Annotated in this window: 21 protein-coding genes and 2 pseudogenes; 9 read left to right on the top strand and 14 right to left on the bottom strand. The window is 71.3% G+C overall.

All coding sequences use genetic code 11. The features are described 5' to 3' along the window. Nucleotides 1–21: 21 nt before the first annotated feature. A complete protein-coding gene (gene gcl / locus QMK24_RS04215; protein WP_283463722.1) occupies nucleotides 22–1,803 on the top strand; it encodes a glyoxylate carboligase in 1,782 nt (593 codons plus the stop codon). Nucleotides 1,804–1,884: 81 nt separating this feature from the next. Here gcl and QMK24_RS04210 read toward each other — a convergent pair whose 3' ends face one another. Beyond that, on the bottom strand, nucleotides 1,885–3,438 hold the full coding sequence (locus QMK24_RS04210; protein ID WP_283463720.1) for an FAD-dependent monooxygenase: 1,554 nt from the start codon (nucleotides 3,436–3,438) through the stop codon (nucleotides 1,885–1,887). A gap of 111 nt (nucleotides 3,439–3,549) precedes the next feature. On the opposite strand from QMK24_RS04210, the gene QMK24_RS04205 reads away from it, so the two are divergent. Next, on the top strand, nucleotides 3,550–4,206 hold the full coding sequence (locus QMK24_RS04205; protein ID WP_283463719.1) for a TetR/AcrR family transcriptional regulator: 657 nt from the start codon (nucleotides 3,550–3,552) through the stop codon (nucleotides 4,204–4,206). 38 nt (nucleotides 4,207–4,244) lie between these two features. Here QMK24_RS04205 and QMK24_RS04200 read toward each other — a convergent pair whose 3' ends face one another. The 3 genes and pseudogenes from QMK24_RS04200 to QMK24_RS04190 form a co-directional block, all read right to left on the bottom strand. Further along, nucleotides 4,245–5,930: an AMP-binding protein gene (locus QMK24_RS04200; protein ID WP_283463718.1), complete on the bottom strand. Its 1,686-nt coding sequence runs from the start codon at nucleotides 5,928–5,930 to the stop codon at nucleotides 4,245–4,247. 160 nt (nucleotides 5,931–6,090) lie between these two features. Beyond that, nucleotides 6,091–6,825, bottom strand: a pseudogene (locus tag QMK24_RS04195) (SPASM domain-containing protein); the annotation flags it as partial. Further along, entirely contained in the window at nucleotides 6,732–7,082 is a 351-nt protein-coding gene (locus tag QMK24_RS04190) for an MBL fold metallo-hydrolase (protein WP_502989139.1), read from the bottom strand. The gene QMK24_RS04190 and the pseudogene QMK24_RS04195, both read right to left, overlap by 94 nt. A 456-nt stretch (nucleotides 7,083–7,538) precedes the next feature. On the opposite strand from QMK24_RS04190, the gene QMK24_RS04185 reads away from it, so the two are divergent. Continuing rightward, the gene (locus tag QMK24_RS04185) at nucleotides 7,539–8,000 is read left to right on the top strand and encodes a hypothetical protein (protein WP_283463717.1); all 462 of its coding nucleotides are present in this window, start codon (nucleotides 7,539–7,541) and stop codon (nucleotides 7,998–8,000) included. Between the two features lie 138 nt (nucleotides 8,001–8,138). Here the strand turns inward: QMK24_RS04185 and QMK24_RS04180 are convergent, their stop codons facing one another. The 3 genes and pseudogenes from QMK24_RS04180 to QMK24_RS04170 all read right to left on the bottom strand — a co-directional run. Further along, a complete protein-coding gene (locus tag QMK24_RS04180; RefSeq protein WP_283463716.1) occupies nucleotides 8,139–8,321 on the bottom strand; it encodes a hypothetical protein in 183 nt (60 codons plus the stop codon). Beyond that, complete coding sequence (locus QMK24_RS04175; RefSeq protein WP_283463715.1) at nucleotides 8,318–8,737, bottom strand: recombinase family protein; 420 nt, start codon at nucleotides 8,735–8,737, stop codon at nucleotides 8,318–8,320. Before QMK24_RS04175 ends, QMK24_RS04180 begins: the two co-directional genes overlap by 4 nt. 130 nt (nucleotides 8,738–8,867) lie before the next feature. Then, nucleotides 8,868–9,299: pseudogene (locus tag QMK24_RS04170) on the bottom strand (helix-turn-helix domain-containing protein); the annotation flags it as partial. A gap of 129 nt (nucleotides 9,300–9,428) precedes the next feature. Between QMK24_RS04170 and QMK24_RS04165 the strand changes: the two are divergent. Together QMK24_RS04165 and QMK24_RS04160 are read left to right on the top strand one after the other, a co-directional pair. Next, nucleotides 9,429–9,968: a flavoprotein gene (locus QMK24_RS04165; protein WP_283463714.1), complete on the top strand. Its 540-nt coding sequence runs from the start codon at nucleotides 9,429–9,431 to the stop codon at nucleotides 9,966–9,968. Between the two features lie 205 nt (nucleotides 9,969–10,173). Further along, entirely contained in the window at nucleotides 10,174–10,503 is a 330-nt protein-coding gene (locus tag QMK24_RS04160; RefSeq protein ID WP_283463713.1) for an SAV_915 family protein, read from the top strand. A gap of 38 nt (nucleotides 10,504–10,541) precedes the next feature. Here QMK24_RS04160 and QMK24_RS04155 read toward each other — a convergent pair whose 3' ends face one another. The 6 genes from QMK24_RS04155 to QMK24_RS04130 all read right to left on the bottom strand — a co-directional run bounded on the left by QMK24_RS04155 (nucleotide 10,542) and on the right by QMK24_RS04130 (nucleotide 18,566). After that, nucleotides 10,542–11,645, bottom strand: coding sequence for a winged helix DNA-binding domain-containing protein (locus QMK24_RS04155; protein ID WP_283463712.1), 1,104 nt, complete (start codon nucleotides 11,643–11,645; stop codon nucleotides 10,542–10,544). 100 nt (nucleotides 11,646–11,745) lie between these two features. Continuing rightward, a complete protein-coding gene (locus QMK24_RS04150; RefSeq protein WP_283463711.1) occupies nucleotides 11,746–12,912 on the bottom strand; it encodes an XdhC family protein in 1,167 nt (388 codons plus the stop codon). Nucleotides 12,913–12,927: 15 nt separating this feature from the next. Beyond that, a complete protein-coding gene (locus QMK24_RS04145) occupies nucleotides 12,928–14,394 on the bottom strand; it encodes an NCS2 family permease (RefSeq protein WP_283463710.1) in 1,467 nt (488 codons plus the stop codon). A 281-nt stretch (nucleotides 14,395–14,675) separates the two neighbouring features. Then, entirely contained in the window at nucleotides 14,676–17,063 is a 2,388-nt protein-coding gene (locus tag QMK24_RS04140) for a xanthine dehydrogenase family protein molybdopterin-binding subunit (protein WP_283463709.1), read from the bottom strand. 1 nt (nucleotide 17,064) lies between these two features. Then, nucleotides 17,065–17,688 carry a (2Fe-2S)-binding protein gene (locus tag QMK24_RS04135; RefSeq protein ID WP_283463708.1) on the bottom strand — a complete coding sequence of 208 codons (624 nt, stop codon included), beginning with the start codon at nucleotides 17,686–17,688 and terminating at the stop codon, nucleotides 17,065–17,067. After that, entirely contained in the window at nucleotides 17,679–18,566 is an 888-nt protein-coding gene (locus QMK24_RS04130) for an FAD binding domain-containing protein (protein WP_283463707.1), read from the bottom strand. The genes QMK24_RS04135 and QMK24_RS04130 overlap by 10 nt, the downstream gene beginning before the upstream one ends. 264 nt (nucleotides 18,567–18,830) lie before the next feature. Here QMK24_RS04130 and QMK24_RS04125 point away from each other — a divergent pair, with 264 nt between their 5' ends. Continuing rightward, nucleotides 18,831–20,501 (top strand): PucR family transcriptional regulator, encoded by a 1,671-nt coding sequence (locus tag QMK24_RS04125; protein WP_283463706.1) that lies wholly within the window; start codon nucleotides 18,831–18,833, stop codon nucleotides 20,499–20,501. Between the two features lie 136 nt (nucleotides 20,502–20,637). Beyond that, complete coding sequence (locus tag QMK24_RS04120) at nucleotides 20,638–21,393, top strand: hypothetical protein (protein WP_283463705.1); 756 nt, start codon at nucleotides 20,638–20,640, stop codon at nucleotides 21,391–21,393. Between the two features lie 156 nt (nucleotides 21,394–21,549). Here the strand turns inward: QMK24_RS04120 and QMK24_RS04115 are convergent, their stop codons facing one another. After that, complete coding sequence (locus tag QMK24_RS04115) at nucleotides 21,550–22,329, bottom strand: GntR family transcriptional regulator (RefSeq protein ID WP_283463704.1); 780 nt, start codon at nucleotides 22,327–22,329, stop codon at nucleotides 21,550–21,552. A 119-nt stretch (nucleotides 22,330–22,448) separates the two neighbouring features. Here QMK24_RS04115 and QMK24_RS04110 point away from each other — a divergent pair, with 119 nt between their 5' ends. Together QMK24_RS04110 and QMK24_RS04105 are read left to right on the top strand one after the other, a co-directional pair. Continuing rightward, a complete protein-coding gene (locus QMK24_RS04110) occupies nucleotides 22,449–23,285 on the top strand; it encodes a (2Fe-2S)-binding protein (protein WP_283463703.1) in 837 nt (278 codons plus the stop codon). A 133-nt stretch (nucleotides 23,286–23,418) separates the two neighbouring features. After that, nucleotides 23,419–24,483, top strand: coding sequence for a DUF2637 domain-containing protein (locus QMK24_RS04105; protein ID WP_283463702.1), 1,065 nt, complete (start codon nucleotides 23,419–23,421; stop codon nucleotides 24,481–24,483). The last annotated feature ends 28 nt before the right edge of the window (nucleotides 24,484–24,511 follow it).

Genomic DNA, 24,511 nt, shown 5'->3' with positions numbered 1-24,511 from the left:
AGTCCGACACTGGAGTACTCGATGCCTCGTATGACTGCCGCTCGTGCGGCCGTGGAAATCCTCAAGCTTGAGGGCGTTGACGTCGCGTTCGGCGTGCCGGGTGCGGCGATCAACCCCTTCTACAAGGCCCTCCAGGCCGCCGGCGGCGTCAAGCACACGCTCGCCCGGCACGTCGAGGGCGCGTCCCACATGGCCGAGGGCTACACCCGCGCCAACCCGGGCAACATCGGTGTCTGCATCGGCACCTCGGGACCGGCCGGCACCGACATGATCACCGGCCTCTACTCGGCCATCGGCGACTCGATCCCGATCCTCTGCATCACCGGCCAGGCCCCGACCGCAGTGCTCCACAAGGAGGACTTCCAGGCCGTCGACATCGCCTCGATCGCCAAGCCGGTCACCAAGGCAGCGACCACGGTCCTGGAGGCCGCGCAGGTCCCCGGCGTCTTCCAGCAGGCGTTCCACCTGATGCGCTCCGGCCGTCCGGGCCCGGTCCTCATCGACCTGCCGATCGACGTCCAGCTGACCGAGATCGAGTTCGACCCGGAGATGTACGAGCCGCTGCCGGTCTACAAGCCGGCCGCGACCCGTAAGCAGATCGAGAAGGCCATCTCGCTGCTGAACGCGTCGGAGCGCCCGCTGATCGTCGCCGGCGGCGGCATCATCAACGCCGACGCCTCGGAGCTGCTCGTCGAGTTCGCCGAGCTGACCGGAACCCCGGTCATCCCGACCCTGATGGGCTGGGGCATCATCGCCGACGACCACGAGCTGAACGCCGGCATGGTCGGCCTGCAGACCTCGCACCGCTACGGCAACGCGACGTTCCTCGAGTCGGACTTCGTCCTCGGCATCGGCAACCGCTGGGCCAACCGCCATACCGGCAACGTCGATGTCTACACCAAGGGCCGCACGTTCGTCCACGTGGACATCGAGCCCACCCAGATCGGCAAGATCTTCGCCCCCGAGTTCGGTATCGCCTCGGACGCCAGGGCCGCACTGGAACTCTTCGTCGAGGTCGCCCGCGAAATGAAGGCCGCGGGCACGCTGCCGGACCGCAGCACGTGGGCCGCCTCCGCCCAGGAGCGCAAGGCCACGCTGCACCGTCGCACCCACTTCGACAACGTGCCGATGAAGCCGCAGCGGGTGTACGAGGAGATGAACAAGGCCTTCGGCCCGGAGACCCGGTACGTCACCACCATCGGCCTCTCCCAGATCGCCGGCGCGCAGATGCTGCACGTCTACAAGCCGCGCCACTGGATCAACTGCGGCCAGGCGGGCCCGCTCGGCTGGACCATCCCGGCCGCGCTGGGTGTCGCCACCGCCGACCCCGAGGCGTCCGTGGTCGCCCTCTCCGGTGACTACGACTTCCAGTTCATGCTGGAGGAGCTGGCCGTCGGCGCGCAGCACAACATCCCCTACGTCCACGTCCTGGTGAACAACGCCTACCTCGGCCTGATCCGCCAGGCGCAGATCGGCCTGGACATCAACTTCCAGGTCAACCTGGAGTTCGAGAACATCAACTCGCCGGAGCTGGGCGTCTATGGCGTGGACCACGTCAAGGTCGTCGAGGGCCTGGGCTGCAAGGCGATCCGGGTCACCGAGCCCGACCAGCTGCTGCCCGCCTTCGAGCAAGCCAAGAAGCTCGCCGCCGAATACCGCGTGCCGGTCGTCGTCGAGGCGATCCTCGAGCGGATCACCAACATCGCGATGAGCAAGACCAACGACATCAGCGCGGTCGTCGAGTTCGAGGAGATCGCCACCGAGCCGGGTCACGCCCCGACCGCGATCTCGCAGCTCGTCTGATCCGTCCCGGGCCCCGGCCCGGAACACCACAGCGCCCCCGGCCGGTTTCCCCGGCCGGGGGCGCTGTGCTGCGCGGGAGCTCTAACGCGCCAGGGCGCTCAGATACTCGTGCACGGCTTCGGTGTCACCGGCCAGCGCCGTGAGCGCGATATGGCCGTCGGGGCGTACGAGCACCAGCGCGTCCCCGGTGACGCCGTACTCGCGCGCCGCGTGGCCCTCGTGGTCCTCCAGCCCGCCGGGGCCCGCCCCGATCAGGCAGGCCAGTACGGTGCCGCCGTGCTTGTCCTCGCTCTCCCGCAGGGCTTCGGCGCTGTCCGCTCCGAAGCCGATCAGGGTGAAGTGAGTTCCGGCAAAGACCTCGAAGAGCCGGACGGGCGCGCCGTCGGCGTCCCGGAGCGGGGCGTCGGGCGCCCGGTCACCGGCGCGCACCCGGCTGTCGTCGCCGCGCCCGCCGCGCCCGTCGCACCCGTCACGCCCGTCGCGCTCGACGGCCAGTGAGCTCCAGCGGTAGCCCAGACCGAGACCGAGGACGTCACTCGTGATCACGCCCTCCGTCCCGCTGCCGGCCTCCTTGATCGTCCGCTGGACCTCGCGCCACCGCTCACCGGTGGTGTCGATCGTCCACGCGGCGGTCGGCAGCCGCTCCTCCTCGTACGTGTCGAGCAGGCCGTCCCCCGCCTGTCCTGCGGCCACCAGCGCGAGCTTCCAGCCCAGGTTGTAGGCGTCCTGGATACCGGTGTTCATGCCGAGGCCGCCCGCGATCGAGTGCACATGCGCGGCGTCCCCCGCGAGGAGGACCCGGCCGACGCGGTAGCGGTCGGCCATGCGCTCGTTGACCCGGTAGGTGGAGATCCAGGCCGGGTTGGCCAGCCGTACGCCCGGCATCCTGGCGTGCCGGTCGAAGAGCCACTGGAAGCTCTCCAGCGATGCCTCGACCGGTTCGCCCGCCGCGTTCCGCTCCGGGGTGGCCTGGAGCTGGAACAAGTTCGTGCCCGGCAGCGGGCAGAGCATGATCGCGCCGTCCTCGTCGATCCACTGGTGCCAGAAGTCCCGGCTCAGGCCGTCGGCCTCGACATCGCCGATGACCATCGTCCGGGTCTGGAGCGTGGTGCCCTCGAAGGTCACCGGCAGCGCCTTGCGGATGCCGCTGCGTCCGCCGTCACAGGCCACCAGATAGGAGGCCTCGATGCGCTTGCCCGCCGCGGTGGTGGCGGTCACCCCGCCGTCACTCTGCTCGAACCCGGTGAGCTCGGTGCCGAGTTCGACGCTCACTCCCCATGCGGCGAGCCGGTCCCGCAGCACCTGCTCGACGTTCCCCTGCGCGACGAACAGCCCCCGGACGTAGGGAGTTCCGGGCGCCTGCTCAACGGCCGTGAACGGGTCGGTGTCGGCGATGATCTCGCCGCCCCGGTACTTGCGCAGGAATAGGTCGGTGCGTCCGATCCCCAGGATCCGGTCCAGGATCCCCATGCCCTCGAAGACTTCGAGGCTGCGCGGGTTGAGCGTCTTGCCCCGCGAACCCACGTGGAACTCCGGGGACTTCTCGATGATCCGCACGGCGGTGCCACGCCCCGCCAGCTCACAGGCCAGGGTCAGTCCCGTCGGTCCCGCTCCCACGATCAGCACGCTGGTCATTTGCTGTCCTCTCCTCGGCATTCGCTGGGAGACATAGAAAAGCATGACCGAGTCCCAAACACAACCGAGTCACATTCGATGCCAGGTTGCATTTCTGCTAGGATCTGCGGCATGAACGAACGCCACGGATCACCGGCGACCGGGCTGCGGGAGCTGAAGAAGAACCGGACCCGTCAGGCCATCTCCGACGCGGCCATCGCGTTGTTCCTCGAACGCGGCTTCGACCAGGTGCCCGTGGCCGAGGTCGCCGCGGCGGCCGAGGTGTCCAAGCCGACGCTCTTCCGGTACTTCCCCAGCAAGGAAGACCTGGCGCTGCACCGGTTCGCCGACCATGAGGGCGAGTTCGCCCGGGTGGTGCGCGGCCGCCGCGTCCACGAGGCGCCGCTGGCGGCCCTGTACCGGCACTGTGCCACGGGCCTCGACGCCCGTGAGCCCGTCACCGGCCTCAACGACACACCTGAGGTGCTGGCGTTCCTCGCCCTGCTGTACTCGGCCCCGAGCCTCATCGCGCGGCTGACGCAGTACACCACCCGCGACCAGGAGGCCCTGGCCGCTGCCTTGCGCGAAGCCGCCTCGGCCCCGCCGGGCGATGTGACGCCGCAGCTGGCGGCGGCGCAGATCATCGCCGCGCACCAGGTTCTCGCCATGGACAACTGGCGGAAGCTGTCGGACGGCCGCAGCGCGGCCGAGGTGCACCCCGAGGCGGTCGCGGACCTGGACCGGGCCTTCGCGCTACTGGGCAGCGGCCTCGCCGCGCACTTCGGGTGACCCCGGCGCCATCGACCCCGCCGACGGGTTCACCCGGTTCACCGGTGGTCCTCCTCGCGGTATTCGGCGCTGCTGTCCCGGGCGGTGGCCTCGCGCAGTTCGATGCGGCGGATCTTGCCGGACACCGTTTTGGGCAGGTCCGCGAACTCCAGGCGGCGGATTCGCTTGTAGGGGGCGAGTGACGCGCGGGAGTGGGCGAAGATCGCCTTTGCGGTCTCCGCGCCCGGCTCCCAGCCCGCCGCGAGTACCACGTACGCCTTCGGCACCGCGAGCCGCAGTGGATCGGGCGCAGGGACGACGGCGGCCTCGGCGACCGCCTCGTGCTCCAGCAGCACGCTCTCCAGCTCGAACGGGGAGATCTTGTAGTCCGACGCCTTGAAGACGTCGTCGGAGCGGCCGACGTAGGTGATGTAGCCGTCGGCGTCCCGCGAGCCGATGTCACCCGTGCGGTAGTAGCCGTCCGCCATCGCCCGCGCGGTGCGCTCCTCGTCGCCCGCGTAGCCGGTCATCAGCCCCACCGGCCGGTGGGAGAGGTCCAGGCAGATCTCTCCCTCGTCACCCGGCTTCCCGGTCAGCGGATCCACCAGCGCCACCACGTAACCCGGGCTGGGACGGCCCATCGAGCCGGTCTTCAGCGGCTGCCCGGGGCTGTTGGCCACCTGCACCGCGGTCTCCGTCTGCCCGAAGCCGTCCCGGATCGTGACCCCCCACGCCCGCCGGACATGCTCGATGACCTCGGGGTTCAGCGGTTCCCCCGCCGCGACCACCTCGCGCGGCGGGGTGCGCAGCGCGCTCAGGTCCGCCTGGATCAGCATCCGCCACACGGTCGGCGGGGCACAGAAGCTGGTCACCCCGGCCCGGTCCATCTCCGCCATCAGCCGGCCGGCGTCGAAGCGGGTGTAGTTGAAGATGAAGACGGTCGCCTCGGCGTTCCAGGGCGCGAAGAGGTTGCTCCAGGCGTGCTTGGCCCAGCCGGGCGAGGAGATGTTGAGGTGGGTGTCCCCGGGCTTGAGGCCGATCCAGTACATGGTCGACAGATGGCCGATCGGGTACGAGGCGTGGGTGTGCTCCACCAGCTTCGGGCGGGCGGTGGTACCGGAGGTGAAGTACAGCATCAGCGGATCGTCCGCCCGGGTCGGACCGTCCGGCTCGAAGCCGGCCGGGCTCGCGTAGGCCTCCTCGTACGGGTGCCAGTCCGGGGCCTCACCGCCGACCACGATACGGGTGTACTCCCCCGGCACCTCGTCGAACTTGGCGGCGTCCTCGGCCCGGACCACCACATGCTTGGCGCCGCCACGCTCGATGCGGTCCGCCAGATCGAGCGGCCCGAGCAGCGGGGTGGCGGGGATGACGACGGCGCGCAACTTCATCGCGGCCAGCGCGGTCTCCCACAGCTCGACCTGGTTGCCGAGCATGACCACGATACGGTCACCGGCCCGTACGCCGAGGCCGCGCAGGTGGCCGGCCACACGGTCGGACCGGTCGGCCAGCTCGGCATACGAGAACACGCCCTCGGTGCCGTCCTCCTCCACGATCCACAGTGCCGGGCGGTCATTGCCCTCGGCGATCCGGTCGAACCAGTCCAGCGCCCAGTTGAAGTACTCGGGCCCGGGCCAGCGGAATCCCGCGTACGCCGTCGCGTAGTCCGCACGGTTCCGCAGCAGGAAGTCCCGCGCCGCCCGGAACTCCTCGGTCGCGCCGGTCGTCGCGCCGGTCACCGCCATGTGTCCTCCTCAGTGCTTGACCGCTGAGTAGCATCGTCCATCCAGTGTCCCGGGTCTCACCACCCCCGAGCGGGGGGCGGCGGGCTGAAGGAGTGACCGTGACCGAATCCGGCGAAGCCGTCGACATACGGGCGGCGCTCCTGCGCATGCGGCGGTCCCGTCAGAAAACCCGTCCGGGGTACCGGTAGACGTACGGAGCGGATGCGGCCGCGCCGCCCTCCTGGGCGAACGCGCGGACCAGGCCGTGGTCAGGGGAGAGGCCGCAGGCCGGATCGGTGCGCGCGGCGTCGCCGGTGAGGGCGAAGGCCTGACAGCGGCAGCCGCCGAAGTCCTCCTCGCGGCGGGAGCAGGAGCGGCAGGGATCGCTCATCCACGCGGTGCCCCGGTAGCGGTTGAAGGCCGGGGAGCGGTCCCAGATCCACTCCAGCGTGTGGTCACCGATATTCGGCGCGTCCGGACCGGGCAGGGTGGCGGCGGCCGGGCACGGCAGAACGGTGCCGTCCGGGGCGACGGTGAGCGAGACCGCGCCCCAGCCGCCCATGCACGGCTTCGCGACACCGTCGAAGTAGTCGGGCACCACCCACACCAGCTCGGGCCGCCCGCCGAGCCGCTCACGCCACCGCCCGACGGCGTCCCGCGCGCGGGCGAGCTGCTCGCGGGAGGGGAGCAGCGCGGCCCGGTTGAGCAGGCCCCAGCCGTAGAACTGGGCGTTGGCCAGCTCGATGCGGTCGACGCCCCAGGCCAGGCCCAGTTCGACGATGGCGTCCAGGGCGTCCAGGTTGTCGCGGTGCAGGACGACGTTCAGGCCGAGCGGCAGGCCGCCGACGCGGACCAGTCCGGCCGCGCGTTCCTTCGCGGCGAAGGAGCGCCGCCCGGCGATCCGGTCCGAATGGCGTTGATCTCCACGGCCGATCCCTCGGCGAGCGGCTCCGCTTCGGCCCCCAGATCCCGCCACTCCAGGTCGGTGTAGGGCGACAGCACCGCACCCAGCCGCAGTCCAATGAGCAGCGCGTGGCGTACGGGCCGGGTCGCGATCACCTCGAGGCCGCGGGCTTCGCGGAGCCGGGCGATGCCGAGGGTGTGGTCGAGTTCGGCGTCGGTGAGGACGAGCCCGGCCAGCGGGGTCTGCCGCGCTCCGGGCCCGGGACACAGCTCCGGGCAGTCCTCGATCTGGTCGCCGATGTCCGGTGTCGCGTTGATGACGTACCAGCGGCCCCCGGCCGCGCGGAACGCGAGCGATGCGTGGCGGCGGCGCCACCCCGGGTGGAGGCGTGCCCCGGAGCACCCGGGGCACGCGCAGTCAATCGAGCCGCAATCGAGGAGGACGGGCTACTGACCCGTCCCGTGGGTCTATAGATCCGATCAGTTCTCTGCCATGCAGCGAGAGATCCACGATGTGCCGCGGATCCGCCACCCAATGGGGGGTATTCGTCCAATCTCCTATCTGTAAAGTTTCTTGACGATTAATCCGGCGCCCGCGCATAACCGTGATATCGCGCGTGTCCGCCCATACCCGTCCAGCCTCGGATGGCAACCCTCAACATGCCTATGCCACAAGCAAGTTGACGCCTACTGTGATCCACCGGCACAAGACGTCAAGGAGCTGTGGTGGGCAATCGCCAATTGGGGCGGCATCCCCGGTCCCGGTACACGCATCTACTCTCGTCCGAGCGCCACAGCAATTACACGCAGCACCGGCCGGCGACCTTCGCGATCCCCGTCGAACGCCCCGTCAAGGGCTGCCAGTCGACGACCCTCGCGTGCGAGACCTGCCGCACCTCGCTCACGTACACGGTCTTCAGCATCCCCGCGACCAGGGCCCGGCGCTGGGCATGGCTGCTGGCCACCCTGGCGGGGGCCGCCTCGGTGCTCTTATCGGTGCTCACGATCCACCATCTCGGCGAACAGAACCGCAGTGATCCTGGCGGCGGCATGACCGGCCTGCTCGCCCTCGGCTCCGTCGGCGGCTTCATCGTCGCCGCCACCGGCCTCAGCTTCTGGTGGCACGAGGACGGCGTCCGCGGACCCGGCCGCCTGACGGGGATAGGCGGCCACAGCATCAAGCGCTGAGCGGTGGCGTATCGCATCCCGATCGCACCCCGACGGTTTTCGGGACCGCGGCCGGCGCCACCTTTCGGCTGGCTCCTCGGGCAACGGATGATGAACGCGAGTCCGATCACCGAGGGCGCGGCCAGGCAGCGGGAACGGTCAGGCATGCACGTCCGCCGCGTGGCAGGTGCAGCCGCACCGGTCCCGTACCGCCGGCGGTTCGCCCTTGGGCGCGTTGTGCGCGTACACGTCCCGGTTCCCGTTGCAGAACCGCTGCAACTCCGGGTCGCTCTTCGCGGCCTGGCACACGCCGGTCAGCCGGGCCACGGACGGGGCGGTCATGATGCGGCCTCCGGGACCACGGCGAAGGGGAACGCTGTCAACGCTCTCGGGCGGGTACTGCCGGGCCGGTCGTCTTCGCCGGTCGTGGTCTCCGTCCAGCCACCCGCCATGTGAATCCGGTACCGGAAGTGGCCGCAGCGTCCGGGGTCGCGGCTCAGCCGGTCCCAGCCGTTGATGAGGCACAACACCGTGCGATCGACGGAGGCGCCTGCGAGAGCGTCGAGCATTGCGTCGAACTGCGGGCGCCGGTCGTCACTGAGGGCATCGTCGCCCCTGTCGATCCACTCGCCCGCGACCTCGTACCGCAGCTCCGCCGCGTACTCGCGGCACGCCTCCAGGCGTACCTGCAGGATGCCGGTCGACGGCGTGGCGTGCCGGTCGTAGAAGAAGGCGAGCGGCTGGTTATTGGTGCTCACGGGATCATCCCCCGGGGTCGTCGATCAGGTCTGTGACCAGCGTGACGACGCCGTAGGGCCCTAACTTTCACTTGACGGAGAAACTCCGCAGGCGGGAGGGTGAAAACCGCTCAGAGACCGATCCACGCGGCGAGGTGGTTGATATTGCCCTTCTCCTTGGGAGCTTCTCCGCGGCCTTGTTGAGCCGCGTCGCCCGCACATGCCGGCACAGCTCCTCCGCCGCGGTGACGAGTTCGCCGGCCGGCCGGGGCCTGATGGCGGGGTCGGCTCCGAGGTCGTACAGGTCCAGGGCCTCGCGGATGGGCCGGACCAGGCCGTCGAGGCGGTCCTGCTGGAGTTCGGTCACGTAGGGCTGTCCTGTCAGGCTGGTGACATCGATGTGGAGAGCCTGCGCTACGGCCGCGATCAGATCCGGGGAGGCGGGTTTGTGCCCGGCCTCGACTTGGGTGAGGAGGCTGTAGGAGTGCGGGATGCGGTCCGCGAGGTCGCGCTGCCGGAGTCGGGCAAGCTTCCGGTGGTAGGCGATGCGGGAGCCGGTGTGTTCATCGTCGCGTCTCGGCATAGTGGCCTCGTTCCTTGCTCGCACTTGGAACGGTACCCGTGCAGCCGTGTGCGGGAACTGGAATCGCCCCGACGCCGTCTGGTTCGGGGGCGGTTGCATGTGATCGTCTTCGCGGGATCAGATGGAGCCATGGACTCTCGCGTGTTGTACCTGTTCGGCTCGGCTGCCCCGCCGGTGGTCGACATTGCCCGGGTGATCGAGGACGCGCAGGCTGACGGCTGGGATGTGTGCCTGGGGCTGACGCCGACCGCGGCCCGCTGGCTCGGTGACCACCTCGACGGCCTCGCCGCGCTGACAGGGCACCCGGTGCGCAGCGAGTACAAGCTGCCCGGCGAAGCGGATGTATGGCCGCCGGCGGACGTGGTGCTGCTTGCGCCGGCCACGTTCAACACGCTCAACCAGTGGGCGCTCGGGATCACGAACCATTTCGTCGTGGGCGTCGTCACCGAGGGCATCGGCAAGCGGATTCCGATGGTGACGATGCCGTGCGTGAACGCGGCGTTCGTGCAGCACCCGCAATTCGAGCGGTCCGTGGAGACACTCCGGGGCGCCGGGGTGACGGTGCTGTACGGGGAGGGCGGCTTCGTCCCGAACGAGCCAGGTCAGGGGCGGCCAGGCGAGTACCCGTGGCATCTGGCGCTCGCCGCAGCCCGGGAGGCCGGCCAGTAGCCGCACCAAGTTGGCCACCGAGCTTGCCGAGTTGAACTACCGCTGATCCGTACCCCGCCGACAGATGTCGACGATGTGTCAGTTCACTCCGGTTGACGGCCAATGGGACATCATCGACCGGTCCGCGAGGTGAGTGCGGGAGCCCGTGGCGGTACCGTCGGGGAAGCAGCCGGGATTATTCGTCCCGCTCCACGGGAGGACCGCAATGCCGCGCAGCCGCGCAGAAGAGCCCGGGAAAGTCGGGAATGCCGGGCAAGACCGTCCGGAAGGCCCGCTGTACGTTCCAGTACGGCCAGGACCTGCCGGATACACGCTGCGGCTGTGCCGTACGCCGCTCGGTTCGAGAACCGCCGTCGCGTTCACCAGCGAGCGGTGGCTGCGGTCGGTCATGGGCCCCGAGCAGGCGTGGATCCGGCTCTCCGAGCCCGCGGTACGGGCGCTGGCGGCGCCGCTGGGCGCTGTCACGGTGACGGTCGATCCGCTGCTCACCGCGCGCCGGGCACGGGATCCGGAGGCCGTCGCCGCCCTGTGCTGACGGGCACCGACGACACCGACCGTGCCACCGGGGCGCTCTCACACCGCGGGCTCGATCCGGACCTCGTGGCTTCCGGCCGACGGATCGCTGGCGGCCAGCAGCCGCGCGCCCTCCTCGCCGAGGGCGTCGCGGTCGCCGGCCGTCAGCGGCGCGAAGGGCGTGACGAACACTGCGGCGCTGCCCTTCGTACGGTCGAACCGCCAGGTGCCGCCGACGAACCCGTCGACCAGGATCGTGCCGTGCACGATGCCGTTGACCGTCATCACCCGCCCGCGGTACTCCTCGGCGACGATCCGGGTGCGGTCGGCGTGCGACAGCAGCAGATTGTCGAAGTCGGCGATGAAGCGGGCCGGGACCGGGGTGTCCCGGTCCGGGAGCACCGCGCCGGGGAGGTCGTGGAGCTCCCGGCCGTCCTCGTCCCGATAGGTACGAAGGTCCAAGCCCGCCACGACCTGGCGCAGCCCGGTCAGACCCGACCACTTCTGGATGTCGGCGACGGTCGCCGGGCCGAACGCCGCGAGGTAGCGCTCGACGACCGGGCCCGGGTCGGGGGCGGCGAGCGGCGCGCCGAGCCAGTCCTCGGCGGTGGCGTACGTGGGCTGTCCGCTCTCGCCCCACAGGCCGCGCGGCGGCAGCTGCACCAGCGGCGCCCAGCTGCGCAGGGCCTTCTCCAGTGAATCGGGGTCGGTGTCCGGCCACCGTTCGGCGAGCAGTTCGCGCAGCTCACGGGGGCTGCGCGGGCGCTCGCCGAGCAGCTCGCGGCCGGCCGCCACCAGCTCGTCGCGGTCCACACCCTTCAGATGCGTTCCTCCCCAGCCGGCGCCCCTGACCATCCGGTCGAGCACCGGCTGCAGCAGCGGCCGCAGCAGCAGCGCGTCGGCCGCGCTGACCAGGTGCACGGTGCCGCGCATCAGCGTCAGCCGCACCACCCCGCGGTCCTTCATCAGCTGCGCCAGCTCGTCGAAGGAGAAGTCCCGCAGCCGCGTCCACAGGCCGATGTACGGGGCGCCGGGCGCCTGGGACTGCATGCCGAGCAACCGCTCGACCGCCTCGATCGCGGGCATCTTCGCCCGCTCCAGGAGTAGTTGGCGCTCCAACAGGGCACGGTTGAGCGCACGGCGGTCCAGCGTCGTCGTCGGCATGCCGCCTACGCTACGACGCCATGCGGACAGAATGAGTCCGCGACGAACACGGGCACTCGGGGCGGACCGGAGCCGGGGCGGACCGGAGCCGGACCAGGCGCTACGCCGCCGAGGTGCCGACCCGCCGGCCTATCGGCGGGGTGGCCTCGCGGTGTATCGGGGTGTGCGCGCCCGTGAGGGGTACGCCGCTGCCGCCGCGCCGGTGGGCGACGATTTCGGCGGCGATCGACAGGGCCGTCTCCTCGGGCGTGCGCGCGCCGAGGTCGAGGCCGATCGGGGAGCGCAGCCTGGCCAGCTCGAGTTCGGTGACGCCGACCTCCCGCAGCCGCTCCAGGCGGTCCAGGTGGGTACGGCGCGAGCCCATGGCGCCGACGAAGGCGACCGGAAGCCGCAGCGCCCGCTCCAGCAGCGGTACGTCGAACTTGGCGTCGTGGGTCAGTACGCAGATGACCGTGCGGCCGTCCACCCGTCCCGCGGCGGTCGTGGCGTCCAGGTAGCGGTGCGGCCAGTCGACGATGACCTCGTCGGCCTCCGGGAAGCGCCTGGAGGTGGCGAAGACGGGGCGCGCGTCGCACAGCGTCACCTCGTAGCCGAGGAATTTGCCGACCTTGACGACGGCCCCGGCGAAGTCGATCGCACCGAAGACGATCATGCGGGGCGGTGGCACGCTCGACTCGACGAGCAGGGTGAGCGGCTCGCCGCAGCGGCTGCCGTCGGCGCCGATCCCGAAGATGGCGGTACGTCCCGCCTCCAGCAGGGCGCGGGCCTCAGCCGCGGCCGTACGGTCCAGCTCGGGGTCGCCGAGGCTGCCCTCGTGGCTCCCGTCGGCCCGCATCGTCAGGGCCCGGCCGAGCAGTCCGGCCGGCCCCTCCACGATCCTGGCCACCGCCGCGGTCTCCCCCGCGGCGGCGGCGGCCAGGGCGGTCACGAACTCCGGCCGCACGCCGGGATCCACTCGCTGGACGAAGATGTCTATGACGCCGCCGCAGGTCAGGCCCACGGCGAACGCGTCCTCGTCCGAATATCCGAAGCGCTGGAGCACGGGCTCCGCCGAGTCCCCCGACTCCAGCGCTTCCTTGCAGAGCTCGTACACGGCCCCTTCGACGCACCCTCCGGACACGCTGCCGATCGCGGTACCGTCGGTGTCGACGGCCAGCGCGGCACCGGGCTGCCGGGGCGCGCTGCCGCTGATCGCGACAACGGTCGCGACAGCGAACGGACGCCCCTGCTCGCACCAGCGGTGCAGCTCGTCAGCGATGTCCAGCATGGTGACAATTCTCCTCTACTTGACGCCGAGCCAGCTCTCGATGGGGTGGAGAGCGAAGAAGATGACGAATACCGCCGCGAGGATCCACATGAAGATGCCGGGCTCGCGCCACTTGCCCTGCGCCGCCTTGATGGCGGTGTAGGAGATGACGCCCGCGGCGACACCGGCGGTGATGGAGTACGTGAAGGGCATCAGGACCACGGTCAGGAAGACCGGGACCGAGACCGAGCGGTCCGACCAGTCGACGTGCCGGGCGTTGCTCATCATCATCGCGCCGATGACGACCAGCGCCGCCGCCGCGACCTGGCCCGGGACGATCTGGGCCAGCGGGGTGAAGAACAGGCCGGCCGCGAAGAGCAGACCCGTGACGACGCTGGACAGACCCGTACGGGCGCCCTCGCCGACGCCGGTGGCCGACTCGATGAAGACCGTCTGGCCGGAGGCACCGGCGACTCCGCCGATCGCACCGCCCGCACCGTCGATGAACAGCGCCTTGCTGAGGCCGGGCATCCGGCCCTGCTCGTCGGCGAGCTTGGCCTCGGTGCCGACGCCGATGATGGTGGCCATCGCGTCGAAGAAGCCGGCCAGGACCAGGGTGAAGACGATGACGCCGACGGTCATGCCGCCGATGGAGCCCCAGCCGCCGAATTCGACGTGTCCGAAGAGCCCGAAGTCGGGCATGGAGACCGCGCTGCCCTCCAGCTTGGGTGCGGCGCCTCCCCAGTCCTTGTCGGTGAGGCCGCCGGCGGAGTTGACCACGACCGAGAGGATCGTGCCGACGACGATGCCGATCAGGATCGCGCCGGGGATGTTGCGGGCCTGCAGCATGAAGATCAGGAGCAGGGTGACGCAGAAGAGCAGGACCGGCCAGCCGGAGAGCTGCCCGCCGGCACCGAGCGTGACCGGGGCGGTGCCCTGCACCGCGCCCTTGCCGACGAATCCGGCGTTCACCAGGCCGATGAGGGCGATGAACATGCCGATGCCGATGGTGATGCCGTGCTTGAGGGCCAGCGGTATCGCGTTCATGACGATCTCGCGGAGCCCGGTCACCACCAGCAGCACGATGATCGCGCCGTAGATCACGCACATGCCCATGGCCTGCGGCCAGGTCATGTTGGGGGCCACCTGGGTGGCCAGCACGCCGGAGACGCTGAGGCCCGCGGCGAGCGCGAGCGGCACCTTGCCGAGGAATCCCATCAGCAGCGTGGAGACCGCCGCGGCGAGGGCCGTCGCGGTGATCAGCCCCGCATGGCTGAGCTTGTGCCCGCTCGCGTCCGGGCCGGACAACAGCAGCGGATTGAGCAGCAGGATGTAGCACATCGCCATGAAGGTCGTGATGCCGCCGCGGACCTCGCGGGGAATCGTCGACTTTCTTTCGGAGATGTGGAAGTACCGATCCAGCCAAGACCGGCCGGAGGGCGGGCGCGATCCTGCGCCGGCGTCCTCCGCCGTGGTCTTCAGCTCTACAGGGGTTTGGGTCATGGTGCCGACTCCCAAGGTTCAATGGGACACTCGCGCGTGGTGCGCGAGTTTTGGGATGGTGCGTGGGCTGCACGACCCGGGGGACGGCCCGAGACGGACGGGATGCTGCGGTGGCCGGTGCGGCCGGCGGGATGCCGGGCACGAGCCGGGTGACACGCGGCCGGCGGCCGCGGGTGCGGCCGGTCCTGCCGGGTGCCGGTTGCCACGTGGGCCGCCTGGTGGCGCCCGGTGTGGCCCCGGGCGGGGCGAGGATCGTGCTCCCCCGCCCCGCCCGGAAGACATCACGTGCCGGTGAGGTGTTCTGGCCTGACCGGTACGCGCTTGAGGGCCAGGCCGGTCGCCGCGCGGATGGCGGCGACGACGGCCGGCGTCGAGGACAGCGTCGGGGCCTCACCGATGCCGCGGAGCCCGTACGGGGCGTGCTCGTCGGCGAGCTCGAGGACGTCGACCGGGATGGTCGGCGTGTCGAGGATGGTGGGGATCAGATAGTCCGTGAAGGACGGGTTCCGTACCTTCGCGTTCTTGTCGACGATGATCTCTTCCATGACGGCCAGGCCGAGGCCCTGGGTGGTGCCGCCCTGGATCTGGCCGATGACCGACAGCGGGTTGAGCGCCTTGCCGACGTCCTGGGCCGCGGCCAGCTCGATGACCTTGACCAGGCCCAGCTCGGTGTCGACCTCGACGACCGCGCGGTGGGCGCAGAAGGAGTACTGGACGTGGCCGTCGCCCTGGCCGGTGACCAGGTCGAACGCCTGGGTCGGGCGGTGCCGCCACTCCCGTTCGAGGTCGATGGTCTCGCCCTCGATGACGTCCACCAGTTCGGCGAGCACCTCGCCGCCGTCGGTGACGACCTTGCCGCCCTCCAGGAGCAGCTCGGCGGTCGCCCACGCGGGGTGGTAACTGCCGAACTTGGCGCGGCCGAGCTCGAGGACCTTCTCGCGGACGGCCTCACAGGAGTTCTTCACCGCGCCGCCGGTCACGTACGTCTGCCGGGAGGCGGACGTGGAGCCGGCGGAGCCGACCTGCGTGTCGGCGGGGTGGATCGTCACCTGCGTGACACCCAGCTCGGTACGGGCGATCTGGGCGTGCACGGTGACGCCGCCCTGGCCGACCTCGGCCATCGCGGTGTGCACCATCGCCACCGGCTCGCCGTTGATGACCTCCAGCCGCACCCGGGCGGTGGAGTAGTCGTCGAAGCCCTCGGAGAAGCCGACGTTCTTGATACCGACCGCGTAGCCGACACCGCGCACGACGCCTTCGCCGTGGGTGGTGTTGGACAGGCCGCCGGGCAGTGCGCGGACGTCGGTGGACTGTCCTGCGGAGTCGCCGGCCAGCCACTGCTGCTCGGGCGGCAGCGGCAGCGCCTTGACGCGGCGCAGCAGTTCGGCGACCGGGGCCGGGGAGTCGACGCTCTGCCCGGTCGGCAGGAGCGTGCCCTGGCTCATCGCGTTGAGCTGGCGGAACTCGACCGGGTCCATGTCCAGGGCGGCGGCGAGTTTGTCCATCTGCGACTCGTAGGCGAAGCACGCCTGGACCGCTCCGAAACCGCGCATCGCGCCGCAGGGCGGGTTGTTGGTGTAGAGCGCGACGGCTTCGATCTCGACGTCGTCGATCACGTACGGGCCGACCGAGAGGGAGGAGGCGTTGCCGACGACGGCCGGGGAGGCCGAGGCGTAGGCGCCGCCGTCCAGCACGATCCGGCACTTCATGTGCGTGATTTTGCCTTCGCTGGTGACGCCGTGCTCGTACCAGAGCTTCGCCGGGTGGCGGTGCACATGGCCGAAGAAGGACTCGAACCGGTTGTAGACGATCTTGACCGGCTTGCCGGTGCGCAGCGCCAGCAGACAGGCGTGGGCCTGCATCGACAGGTCCTCGCGGCCGCCGAACGCGCCGCCGACGCCGGAGAGCGTCATCCGGATCTTGTCCTCGGGCAGGCCGAGGACCGGGGAGAGCTGACCGAGGTCCGAGTGCAGCCACTGGGTGGCGATGTACAGGTCGACGCCGCCGTCCTCGGCGGGCACGGCCAGGCCTGACTCCGGGCCGAGGAAGGCCTGGTCCTGCATGCCGACCTCGTACTCACCGCTGATGACGATGTCGGCACGCTTGGCGGCCTCGTTCGCGTCGCCGCGGATGATCGGCTGGCGGTGCACGATGTTCGGGTGGCTGACGTGGCCCGCGTGGTGGTCGTCGCGGTTCGGGTGGAGGATCGGCGCGCCCTCGGCGAGCGCGGTCTCCTCGTCGATGACCAGCGGCAGCGGCTCGTACTCGACCTTGATCTTGGCCGCCGCGCGGCGCGCGGTCTCCGGGTGGTCGGCGGCCACGATGGCGACCGGCTCACCGTGGTAGCGCACGACGCCGTCGGCGAGGACGGGGGTGTCCTTGTACTCCAGCCCGTAGCGGGTGAAGGCCGGCAGGTCGTCGTAGGTCATGACGGCGTAGACGCCGGCGGTGGCGAGCGCCTCGCCGGTGTCGATCGAGAGGATCCTGGCGTGGGCGTGCGGGCTGCGGAGCGTGAAGCCCCACAGCATGTCCTCGTGCCACATGTCCGAGGAGTACGCGAACTCGCCGGTGACCTTCAGGGTGCCGTCGGGGCGCAGCGTGGACTCACCGAGACCGCCCTTGGTCTTCGTGCCCTGGGTGATGCTCGTGGGATTTCTGGTAACGCCCATGTCAGACGCCCTCTCCGGCCGTGACGGACTCTTCCCCTGCCTCCGGCGGGGAGACCCCAGCGCGGAGTGAAGCGAGGCGGACCGCGTCGAGGATCTTCTCGTAGCCGGTGCAGCGGCACAGGTTGCCCGAGAGCGCCTCGCGGATGTCCTGGTCGGACGGCGACGGGTTGCGCTCCAGCAGCTCGTCGGCGGCGACGAGGAGGCCGGGGGTGCAGAAACCGCACTGCACGGCGCCGGCGTCGATGAACGCCGCCTGGATCGGGGAGAGCTCGGCGGCCTCGCCGGTCTGCCCGTCGGACGGCTTGGCCGCCCACTTCTGGGCCTCGCCGAGCGGGGTGCCACAGGCACCGGTGCCGCAGCGGCCGGCCGCGCGGTCCCTGGCGTAGTCCGCCAGGCCCTCCACGGTCACGACGTCGCGGTCCTGGACCTGTGCCGCGGCCACCAGGCACGCGCAGACCGGCACACCGTCGAGGCGGACCGTACAGGAGCCGCACTCGCCCTGCTCACAGGCGTTCTTCGAGCCGGGCAGGCCCATGCGCTCGCGGAGGACGTAGAGCAGGCTCTCGCCTTCCCAGACGTCGTCGGCCTCCTGCGGGCGGCCGTTGACATTGAAGGTCACGCGCATGATTGCGTCCTCTCGTTCCCGCGGTACTCGTCCCAGGTCCAGCCGAGCGTGCGACGGGCCATGACGCCCAGTGCGTGGCGGCGGTACGAGGCGGTGCCGCGTACGTCGTCGATCGGGCTGGCGGCCCCGGACACCAGTTCGGCGAACTGCTTGGCCACCGAAGGGGTGATGATCTTGCCGCTCTCCCAGAAACCGCCCTCTTCGAGCGCGGCGTTGAGGAAGTCCTCGGCGACCCGGGCGCGGAGCGGGGTCGGCGCGGCCGAACCGATGCCGGTCTTGACCGTCCTGGTCTCGGGGTGCAGCGCCAGGCCGAACGCGCAGACCGCGATGACCATCGCGTTGCGGGTGCCGACCTTGGAGAACTGCTGTGGCCCGTCGGCCTTCTTGATGTGCACGGCGCGGATCAGCTCATCGGCGGCGAGCGAGTTCCGCTTCACGCCGGTGTAGAAATCCTCGACCGCGATCAGCCGGGTGCCGCGGACGGAGACGGCCTCGACCGCGGCACCCGCGGCCAGCAGGGCCGGGTGCGAGTCGCCGGCCGGGGAGGCCGCGCCGAGGTTGCCGCCGACGCTGCCGCGGTTGCGGATCTGCGGGGAGCCGACGGTGTGGGCGGCGAGTGCCAGACCGGGCAGCTCGGTGCGCAGGTGCTCCATGATCCGGGTGTACGGGACCGAGGCACCCAGGCGCACGGTCTCCTCGGTCACCTCCCACTCCTGCAGCTCACCGATCCGGTTCAGGTCCAGCATCACGTCGGGCCGGCGGTGGTCGAAGTTGATCTCGACCATCACGTCGGTGCCGCCCGCGATGGGCACAGCTGTGGGGTGCTCTGCCTTTGCGGCGAGCGCCTCCTCCCAGCTTGCGGGGCGCAGGAAGTCCATGGGGGTTCTCTTCTCGAATCTCGAGCGGGGCTGTTCACGTGTTGTTAACCCTGCGTGGGGCCCAGTACACGGCCCACCGGCGGTCCGGGTGCAGTCACGGAAAACATGAAGGACTTGGCTGGCCAGCACTCATGTCTTGTAGATTCCTATGAAAGGCTCGATTCGGAAACCTCGCGGCTTCCGACCGGCAACACCAATGGAACGAACCAGGCGCCACCCTGGTAGGGCTTTGACCAGGCAAGCGTTCGAGACAAGGCGACGACGATGCGGTTGCGCACACTGCTGGACACCGATGTTCTGGGCCTGCGACTGCTCGGCGGCGAGGACGAACTGGACCGCGCCGTCCGTGGTGTGATGACCACGGATTTGCGCGACCCGAGCCGTTATCTCACGGGCGGTGAGCTGGTGCTCACTGGACTCGCCTGGCGGCATGAACCGGACGACTCCGAGCGGTTCGTACGAATCCTCGCCTCGGCCGGTGTAGCGGGGCTCGCGGCGGGCGAGGCCGAGCTGGGTTCGGTCCCCGACGATCTGGTGGCGGCCTGCTTCCGGCACCGGCTGCCGCTGTTCGCCGTCGATGAGAACGTCGCCTTCGCCTCGATCACCGAGCACGTGGTCCGCCAGGTCTCCACCGAGCGGGCCGGCGACCTGGCCGCGGTCGTGGACCGGCACCGGCGGCTGATGTCGTCGGGTCCCTCGGGCGGCGGCCCCGACGCCGTACTGGACCTGCTCGGCACCGACCTGGATCTGCGCGCCTGGGTGCTGTCCGCCACCGGGCGGCAGATCGCGGGCTCGGAGCATCCGCTGTCCACCACTATCCGCTCAGAACTCGCCGGCGCCCACTTGGCGGCCATGCGCACCGCCCGGCCCTCACCGCACCGCACCGCGATCGTCTCCGGCGGCGCCAGCCACACGTACTCGCTCTTCCCGATCCGCAGCGGCGGCACCGGCCCCGTACCCGACGTCCGGGCCACCCTGCTCTCCGACTGGTTCCTCGCGGTCGACGCCGACGCCGGGGACTGGCCCGCGGAACGGCTCGATCTGCTGCAGGGCGTCACCCAGCTGATCGCGGTCGAGCGCGACCGCCGCGACGCCGCGCGCACCGTGCGCCGCCGGCTCGCCCACGAGGTGCTGGAACTGGTCCAGGCGGGCTCGCCCCCGGCCGAGATCGCCGCCCGGCTGCGGGTCGCCGCCCCCGTCCTGGTCCCCGGGCTCGGCACCGCGCCACACTGGCAGGTCGTCGTCGCCCGGGTCGACTGGCTGGGCGGCGAGGTGCCCGCGGGACCGGCCGCCCAGACCCTGCTGGAGGAGGCGCTGGTCGACCCGGCCGCGATCGGCCCCGATCCCGCCGACCGGATCGCTGTCGCCCATGAGGGTGACGAGGCGATGGCCCTCGTACCGCTGGCGCCCGGCGACCCGGCCGCGGGCGGCTTCACCGACGACTGGCGCGCCGACGGCCTGCTCGACACCCTGCGCGGCCCGCTCGGCCGGGGTCTGGCCGAGGACGGGCGGCTCACCATCGGCGTCAGCGCCACCGTCCACTCCGCCGAGGGGCTGCGCGGCGCCCTGGAGGAGGCCCGGCACGCCCGCCGCGTCGCCGCCGCCCGCCCCGGGCGGGTCTGCGTGGCAGGGCACGAGGAGCTCGCCTCGCACGTCCTGCTGCTGCCCTTCGTCCCCGACGACGTCCGGCGCGCCTTCACCGCGCGCCTCCTCGACCCGCTGCGCGCCTACGACCGGCGGCACCGCGCCGAGCTCATCCCGACCCTGGAGGCGTTCCTGGAGTGCGACGGCTCCTGGACCCGTTGCGCGACCCGGCTGCATCTCCACGTGAACACTCTGCGGTACCGTATCGGCCGGATCGAGCAACTGACCGGGCGTGATCTCGCGCGCCTGGAAGACAAGTTGGACTTCTTCCTCGCGCTGCGCATGAGCTGACGCCCTCCTGGCGGACCGATCACTGAGATCAACACCAATTGATCACCGCCCCCTTGGCGCGGACCCCCGCGGCGTGCTGGACTTCGGCCACTGGCTCGACGATGCGCTTGGGGGAGGGGTTGTGGCGGATACCGCCATGCCGGAATCTGTGGTGGGCACGCCCGATGTGTGGCGGCTGCGGGCCCGCGGCTGCTGGGCGGAGGCGGCGGCGATACTCGCCCCGTACTGCGCCGACAGCCCGGACACCGCGCTGCGCCGCGCCGCGCTGCTCGTCGAGGGCTGCATGTTCACCCTCGACGGCTGGTCCGAGGCGGAGGACGCGCTGCGCACCGCGGAGGCGCTGGCCGGGACCGACGAGGAGCGGGGCGCCGCCGCGTGCGAACGCGGCCACCTCGCCTACGCCGCCACGCTCTTCTCCGTCCGCGACCGCGCCGACGAGGCCCGGGCCGCGTTCGGCCGCAGCGCGGCGCTCTTCAGCCAGGTGTCGCCGGGGCGGCCGCTGCTCGACTTCCGCCGCGGCCTGTTCGCCGAGAACCTCGCCGAGAACCCCACCGCCGCCCGTGCCGCCTACCGGCGCGCCCACGCGGGCGCCGTCGCCCACGGCGACGCGCTCCTCACCTCGTTCCCCTGGCGCCACCTCGCCGGCCTCGCCGCCGCCGACGGCGACCTCGCCGAGGCCCACCAGGGCTTCACCGAATCCCTCCGCATCCGCGTCGACATCGGCTACCTCGTCGGCACCGCCCCCGCCATGGTCGCCCTGGCCGACGTGGAACCCGAACCCGCCGCCACCGCCCTCCGCGCCGAAGCCGCCCGCCTCCAAGCCCTCCTGGGAGGAATCCCGGTCTGGCTCCCCCACCCAACATCCGCCAAAACCAGCCCGCCCGGCGCTTGAGGCACACCACCGCCCGGCACGGGCAGACCGACATCCGCCAAAACCAGCCCGCCCGGCGCTTGAGGCACACCACCGCCCGGCACGGGCAGACCGACATCCGCCAAAATCAGCCCGGCCGGCGTTTGAGGCCACCGTGCCCGCCGGGGGCGGGACCCGCTAACCCCAGGCGGAGCCGGAGAAGTGTTCGCGGACGAGCGATTCGACGGTGACCACGTCACCGGCGACGAGCGCCTCCAGCAGCACAGAATGCTCGGTGGCGTCAGCGAGCAGCTCCGCGGGCCGCGAAACGGTGCGGGACGGGCCGGCCACCGGCCACTGGGACCGCCGGTGCAGCTCGTCCGCGACAGCGACCAGCTGGAGGTTGCCGGAGAGTTCGAGCATGGCGCGGTGGAAGAGCCGGTCCGACTCCGCGTAGGCGGCCCGGTCGCCGCGCGCCGCGGCGGCGACGGTGGCGGCGGCGAGCGGGCGCAGCGCTTCCCACCGCTCGGGGGCGATGGTGCGGGCGAGGCCGAGGACGATGGGGACCTCGATGAGTGCCCGTACCTCCGCCAGTTCTGCGAGGTCGCGCGCGCTGCGTTCGGCGACCCTGAACCCCCGGTTCGGCATCGCCGCGACGGCGCCCTCCCGGGCAAGAAGCTGCATCGCCTCGCGGACCGGCGTGGCGGACACCCCGTAGCGCTCGGCGAGCAGCGGCGCGGAGTAGACGTCGCCGGGCCGCAGTTCGCCGCTGACCAGGGCGCTGCGCAGCGCCCTGAGCACTTGGTCGCGGACCGAGAAGCGCTCGGGCAGCCGCCGGCCGGCCGCGGCCTCGCCGTCGGACGCCGACTCGAACGGCCCGGCATGCGGGTGCGTTCCGCGGACCCGCTCGGGGCGGCCGGGCGGGGGTACGGACGGGGCAGCGGCAGGGCGCACGGCGGCGGCGTCGGCGTCGTTCACCGGGTCCTTCCCTCTTCAGGTGGCACCACTCGTGTGGCGCAGTGCCGCTAGGTTAAACCCCCCTCCCATCGGATAAGGTAAGCCTTACCTCTCTGGAACCGCTTTTTGGACGGTCCGCCATGCCCGCCATGCCCGCCACCGCCACCGGCCCCGCGTACGCACGCCTCACCGAGGCGTTCCCTGCGCTGCGCGTGACGGAGGAAGCCCCGCGCAGCGGGGACGGCTGGGTCGGCGCCCATGAACTGGCGGCGGGCGGGGCGGCTCTGGACGCGTTCCTGGCCTGGGACGAGCATCAGGTGCTGCGCGACCACGGCCAGTACGCCCGCCCCGACGTGATCGCCGGTTTCGGGCTGCACCGCTACGCCTGGCCGGCCTGCCTGCTGTTCACCGTCCCGTGGTTCCTGCACCGCAGGGTCCCCCGGCTTCCCGTGTCCGATGTCTCGTTCCACCGCACCCGTGGCCGGCTGACGGTCCGCACCCGCACGTTCAGCTGCCTGCCCGGCGACCCGGCGGCGGCGCTCCCCGGCGCCAGGGTCGTCCGCACCGAGGAAGCGCTGCGGCTGGAGCTGCGCTCCGCGATCGCCGAACACCTCGGCCCCCTGCTGGACGGCTTCCGGCCCCGGCTGCGGCGCGGCAGGCGCGCCCTGTGGGGCATGGCCACCGACGAGGTCACCGAGGGACTCTGGCGGGTCGGGCACCTGCTCGGCGAGGGCCGCCGCGCGATGTCCGAGCTGACCGAGCTGCTGCCGGACACCACACCCACCGCCCCGTACACCGGCGGCGCGGGGTTCCGGGATCTGCGGGCTCCGGGGCGGCTCCCGGCCGGCGTGGCGGCCCGCACCCGGGACCGGATCGCGTGCTGCCTCTTCTATACGCTGCGGCCGGCGGAGACCTGCGCCACCTGCCCGCGCACGTGCGACGCCGACCGTATCGAACGTCTGGCCGCCGTCGGCTGACCAGTTCGACCTTTCCATCCATAGGCGTGCTATTCCGTCGAAACCTCTTCACGCCCTTGCGCCGTTCGCCAAGATGGCGCCCGTAAGCCGTCCCGCGGCCCGAGCGCGACGGAAGCGACGCTAGGAATCGCACATGAGACTTACGGACATATCGCTGGACTGGACGCTCTCGGGGGCCGTGGGCCTGGCGGTCCTCGCGGCCTCGGCGGTCGCGCTCCGCAATCACCGCACCCGCGGCGGCGATGAGAACGTGCCGGGCAGCGATTCATGGGAACGCAGCGAGGAACGCCGGCGCCGCAAAGAGGCGGTGTACGGGAGCGCGTCGTACGTCCTGCTCTTCTGCTGCGCGGCGGTCGCCGCGGCCCTCTCGTTCCACGGACTGGTCGGCTTCGGCCGGCAGAATCTGAACCTTGACGGCGGCTGGGAGTACCTGGTGCCGTTCGGTCTGGACGGCGCCGCCATGTTCTGCTCGGTGCTCGCGGTACGCGAGGCCAGCCACGGCGACGCGGCGCTCGGCTCCCGGATGCTGGTGTGGATGTTCGCGGGGGCCGCCGCCTGGTTCAACTGGGTGCACGCGCCACGCGGGATCGACCACGCAGGGGCCCCGCAGTTCTTCGCCGGGATGTCCCTGTCGGCCGCGGTGCTGTTCGATCGGGCGCTCAAGCAGACCCGCAGGGCCGCGCTGCGCGAACAGGGCCTGGTGCCACGCCCGTTGCCGCAGATCCGGATGGTCCGCTGGATGCGCGCTCCGCTGGAGACCTACGGCGCCTGGTCGTTGATGCTGCTGGAGAATGTGCGCTCGCTCGACGAGGCGGTCGAGGAGGTCCGCGAGGACCGGAAGCAGAAGGAGCAGAACGATGTCCGCCGCCGGGATCACAACCGGCTGGAGCGGGCCCGCGTCCGTGCGATGAACCGCCAGCACCGCGGCTGGAGCCGGGACCGGGGCCGGCCGCGCCCCGCACTGCCCAGCGGCGGCTCCGGTGGCGGCCAGACCGGCACGGAGCCCGTCATAGCCGCCGGGACGGCCGAACTTCCGGTACGCCCCCGGCCGGCCTTCCAGTCGGAGCGCTCCGAGCGGCCGGCTCCGGAGGAGGAGTCACGCACCGTCGATCTCACCGCCGAGGACGACACGCTGACGATCCCCCGGCTGGACTCGCTGGAACGCAAACTCCAGGATCTGGAACGGCAGTTCGGCTGAACGTCAGGCGGCGGACGCACGGGCGATG

Origin of the sequence: Streptomyces sp. PH10-H1, from assembly GCF_030063355.1 — a bacterium.
Lineage (GTDB): Bacteria > Actinomycetota > Actinomycetes > Streptomycetales > Streptomycetaceae > Actinacidiphila.
This window is presented reverse-complemented; position numbering and strand designations above follow the sequence as displayed.

What these genes read in the sequence shown, in the direction of transcription:
- gcl (WP_283463722.1), top strand. Translation starts at nt 22, where the DNA reads ATGCCTCGTATGACTGCCGCTCGTGCGGCCGTGGAAATCCTCAAGCTT.
- QMK24_RS04210 (WP_283463720.1), bottom strand. Translation starts at nt 3,438, where the DNA reads ATGACCAGCGTGCTGATCGTGGGAGCGGGACCGACGGGACTGACCCTG.
- QMK24_RS04205 (WP_283463719.1), top strand. Translation starts at nt 3,550, where the DNA reads ATGAACGAACGCCACGGATCACCGGCGACCGGGCTGCGGGAGCTGAAG.
- QMK24_RS04200 (WP_283463718.1), bottom strand. Translation starts at nt 5,930, where the DNA reads ATGGCGGTGACCGGCGCGACGACCGGCGCGACCGAGGAGTTCCGGGCG.
- QMK24_RS04180 (WP_283463716.1), bottom strand. Translation starts at nt 8,321, where the DNA reads ATGACCGCCCCGTCCGTGGCCCGGCTGACCGGCGTGTGCCAGGCCGCG.
- QMK24_RS04165 (WP_283463714.1), top strand. Translation starts at nt 9,429, where the DNA reads ATGGACTCTCGCGTGTTGTACCTGTTCGGCTCGGCTGCCCCGCCGGTG.
- QMK24_RS04160 (WP_283463713.1), top strand. Translation starts at nt 10,174, where the DNA reads ATGCCGCGCAGCCGCGCAGAAGAGCCCGGGAAAGTCGGGAATGCCGGG.
- QMK24_RS04155 (WP_283463712.1), bottom strand. Translation starts at nt 11,645, where the DNA reads ATGCCGACGACGACGCTGGACCGCCGTGCGCTCAACCGTGCCCTGTTG.
- QMK24_RS04150 (WP_283463711.1), bottom strand. Translation starts at nt 12,912, where the DNA reads ATGCTGGACATCGCTGACGAGCTGCACCGCTGGTGCGAGCAGGGGCGT.
- QMK24_RS04145 (WP_283463710.1), bottom strand. Translation starts at nt 14,394, where the DNA reads ATGACCCAAACCCCTGTAGAGCTGAAGACCACGGCGGAGGACGCCGGC.
- QMK24_RS04140 (WP_283463709.1), bottom strand. Translation starts at nt 17,063, where the DNA reads ATGGGCGTTACCAGAAATCCCACGAGCATCACCCAGGGCACGAAGACC.
- QMK24_RS04135 (WP_283463708.1), bottom strand. Translation starts at nt 17,688, where the DNA reads ATGCGCGTGACCTTCAATGTCAACGGCCGCCCGCAGGAGGCCGACGAC.
- QMK24_RS04130 (WP_283463707.1), bottom strand. Translation starts at nt 18,566, where the DNA reads ATGGACTTCCTGCGCCCCGCAAGCTGGGAGGAGGCGCTCGCCGCAAAG.
- QMK24_RS04125 (WP_283463706.1), top strand. Translation starts at nt 18,831, where the DNA reads ATGCGGTTGCGCACACTGCTGGACACCGATGTTCTGGGCCTGCGACTG.
- QMK24_RS04120 (WP_283463705.1), top strand. Translation starts at nt 20,638, where the DNA reads ATGCCGGAATCTGTGGTGGGCACGCCCGATGTGTGGCGGCTGCGGGCC.
- QMK24_RS04110 (WP_283463703.1), top strand. Translation starts at nt 22,449, where the DNA reads ATGCCCGCCATGCCCGCCACCGCCACCGGCCCCGCGTACGCACGCCTC.
- QMK24_RS04105 (WP_283463702.1), top strand. Translation starts at nt 23,419, where the DNA reads ATGAGACTTACGGACATATCGCTGGACTGGACGCTCTCGGGGGCCGTG.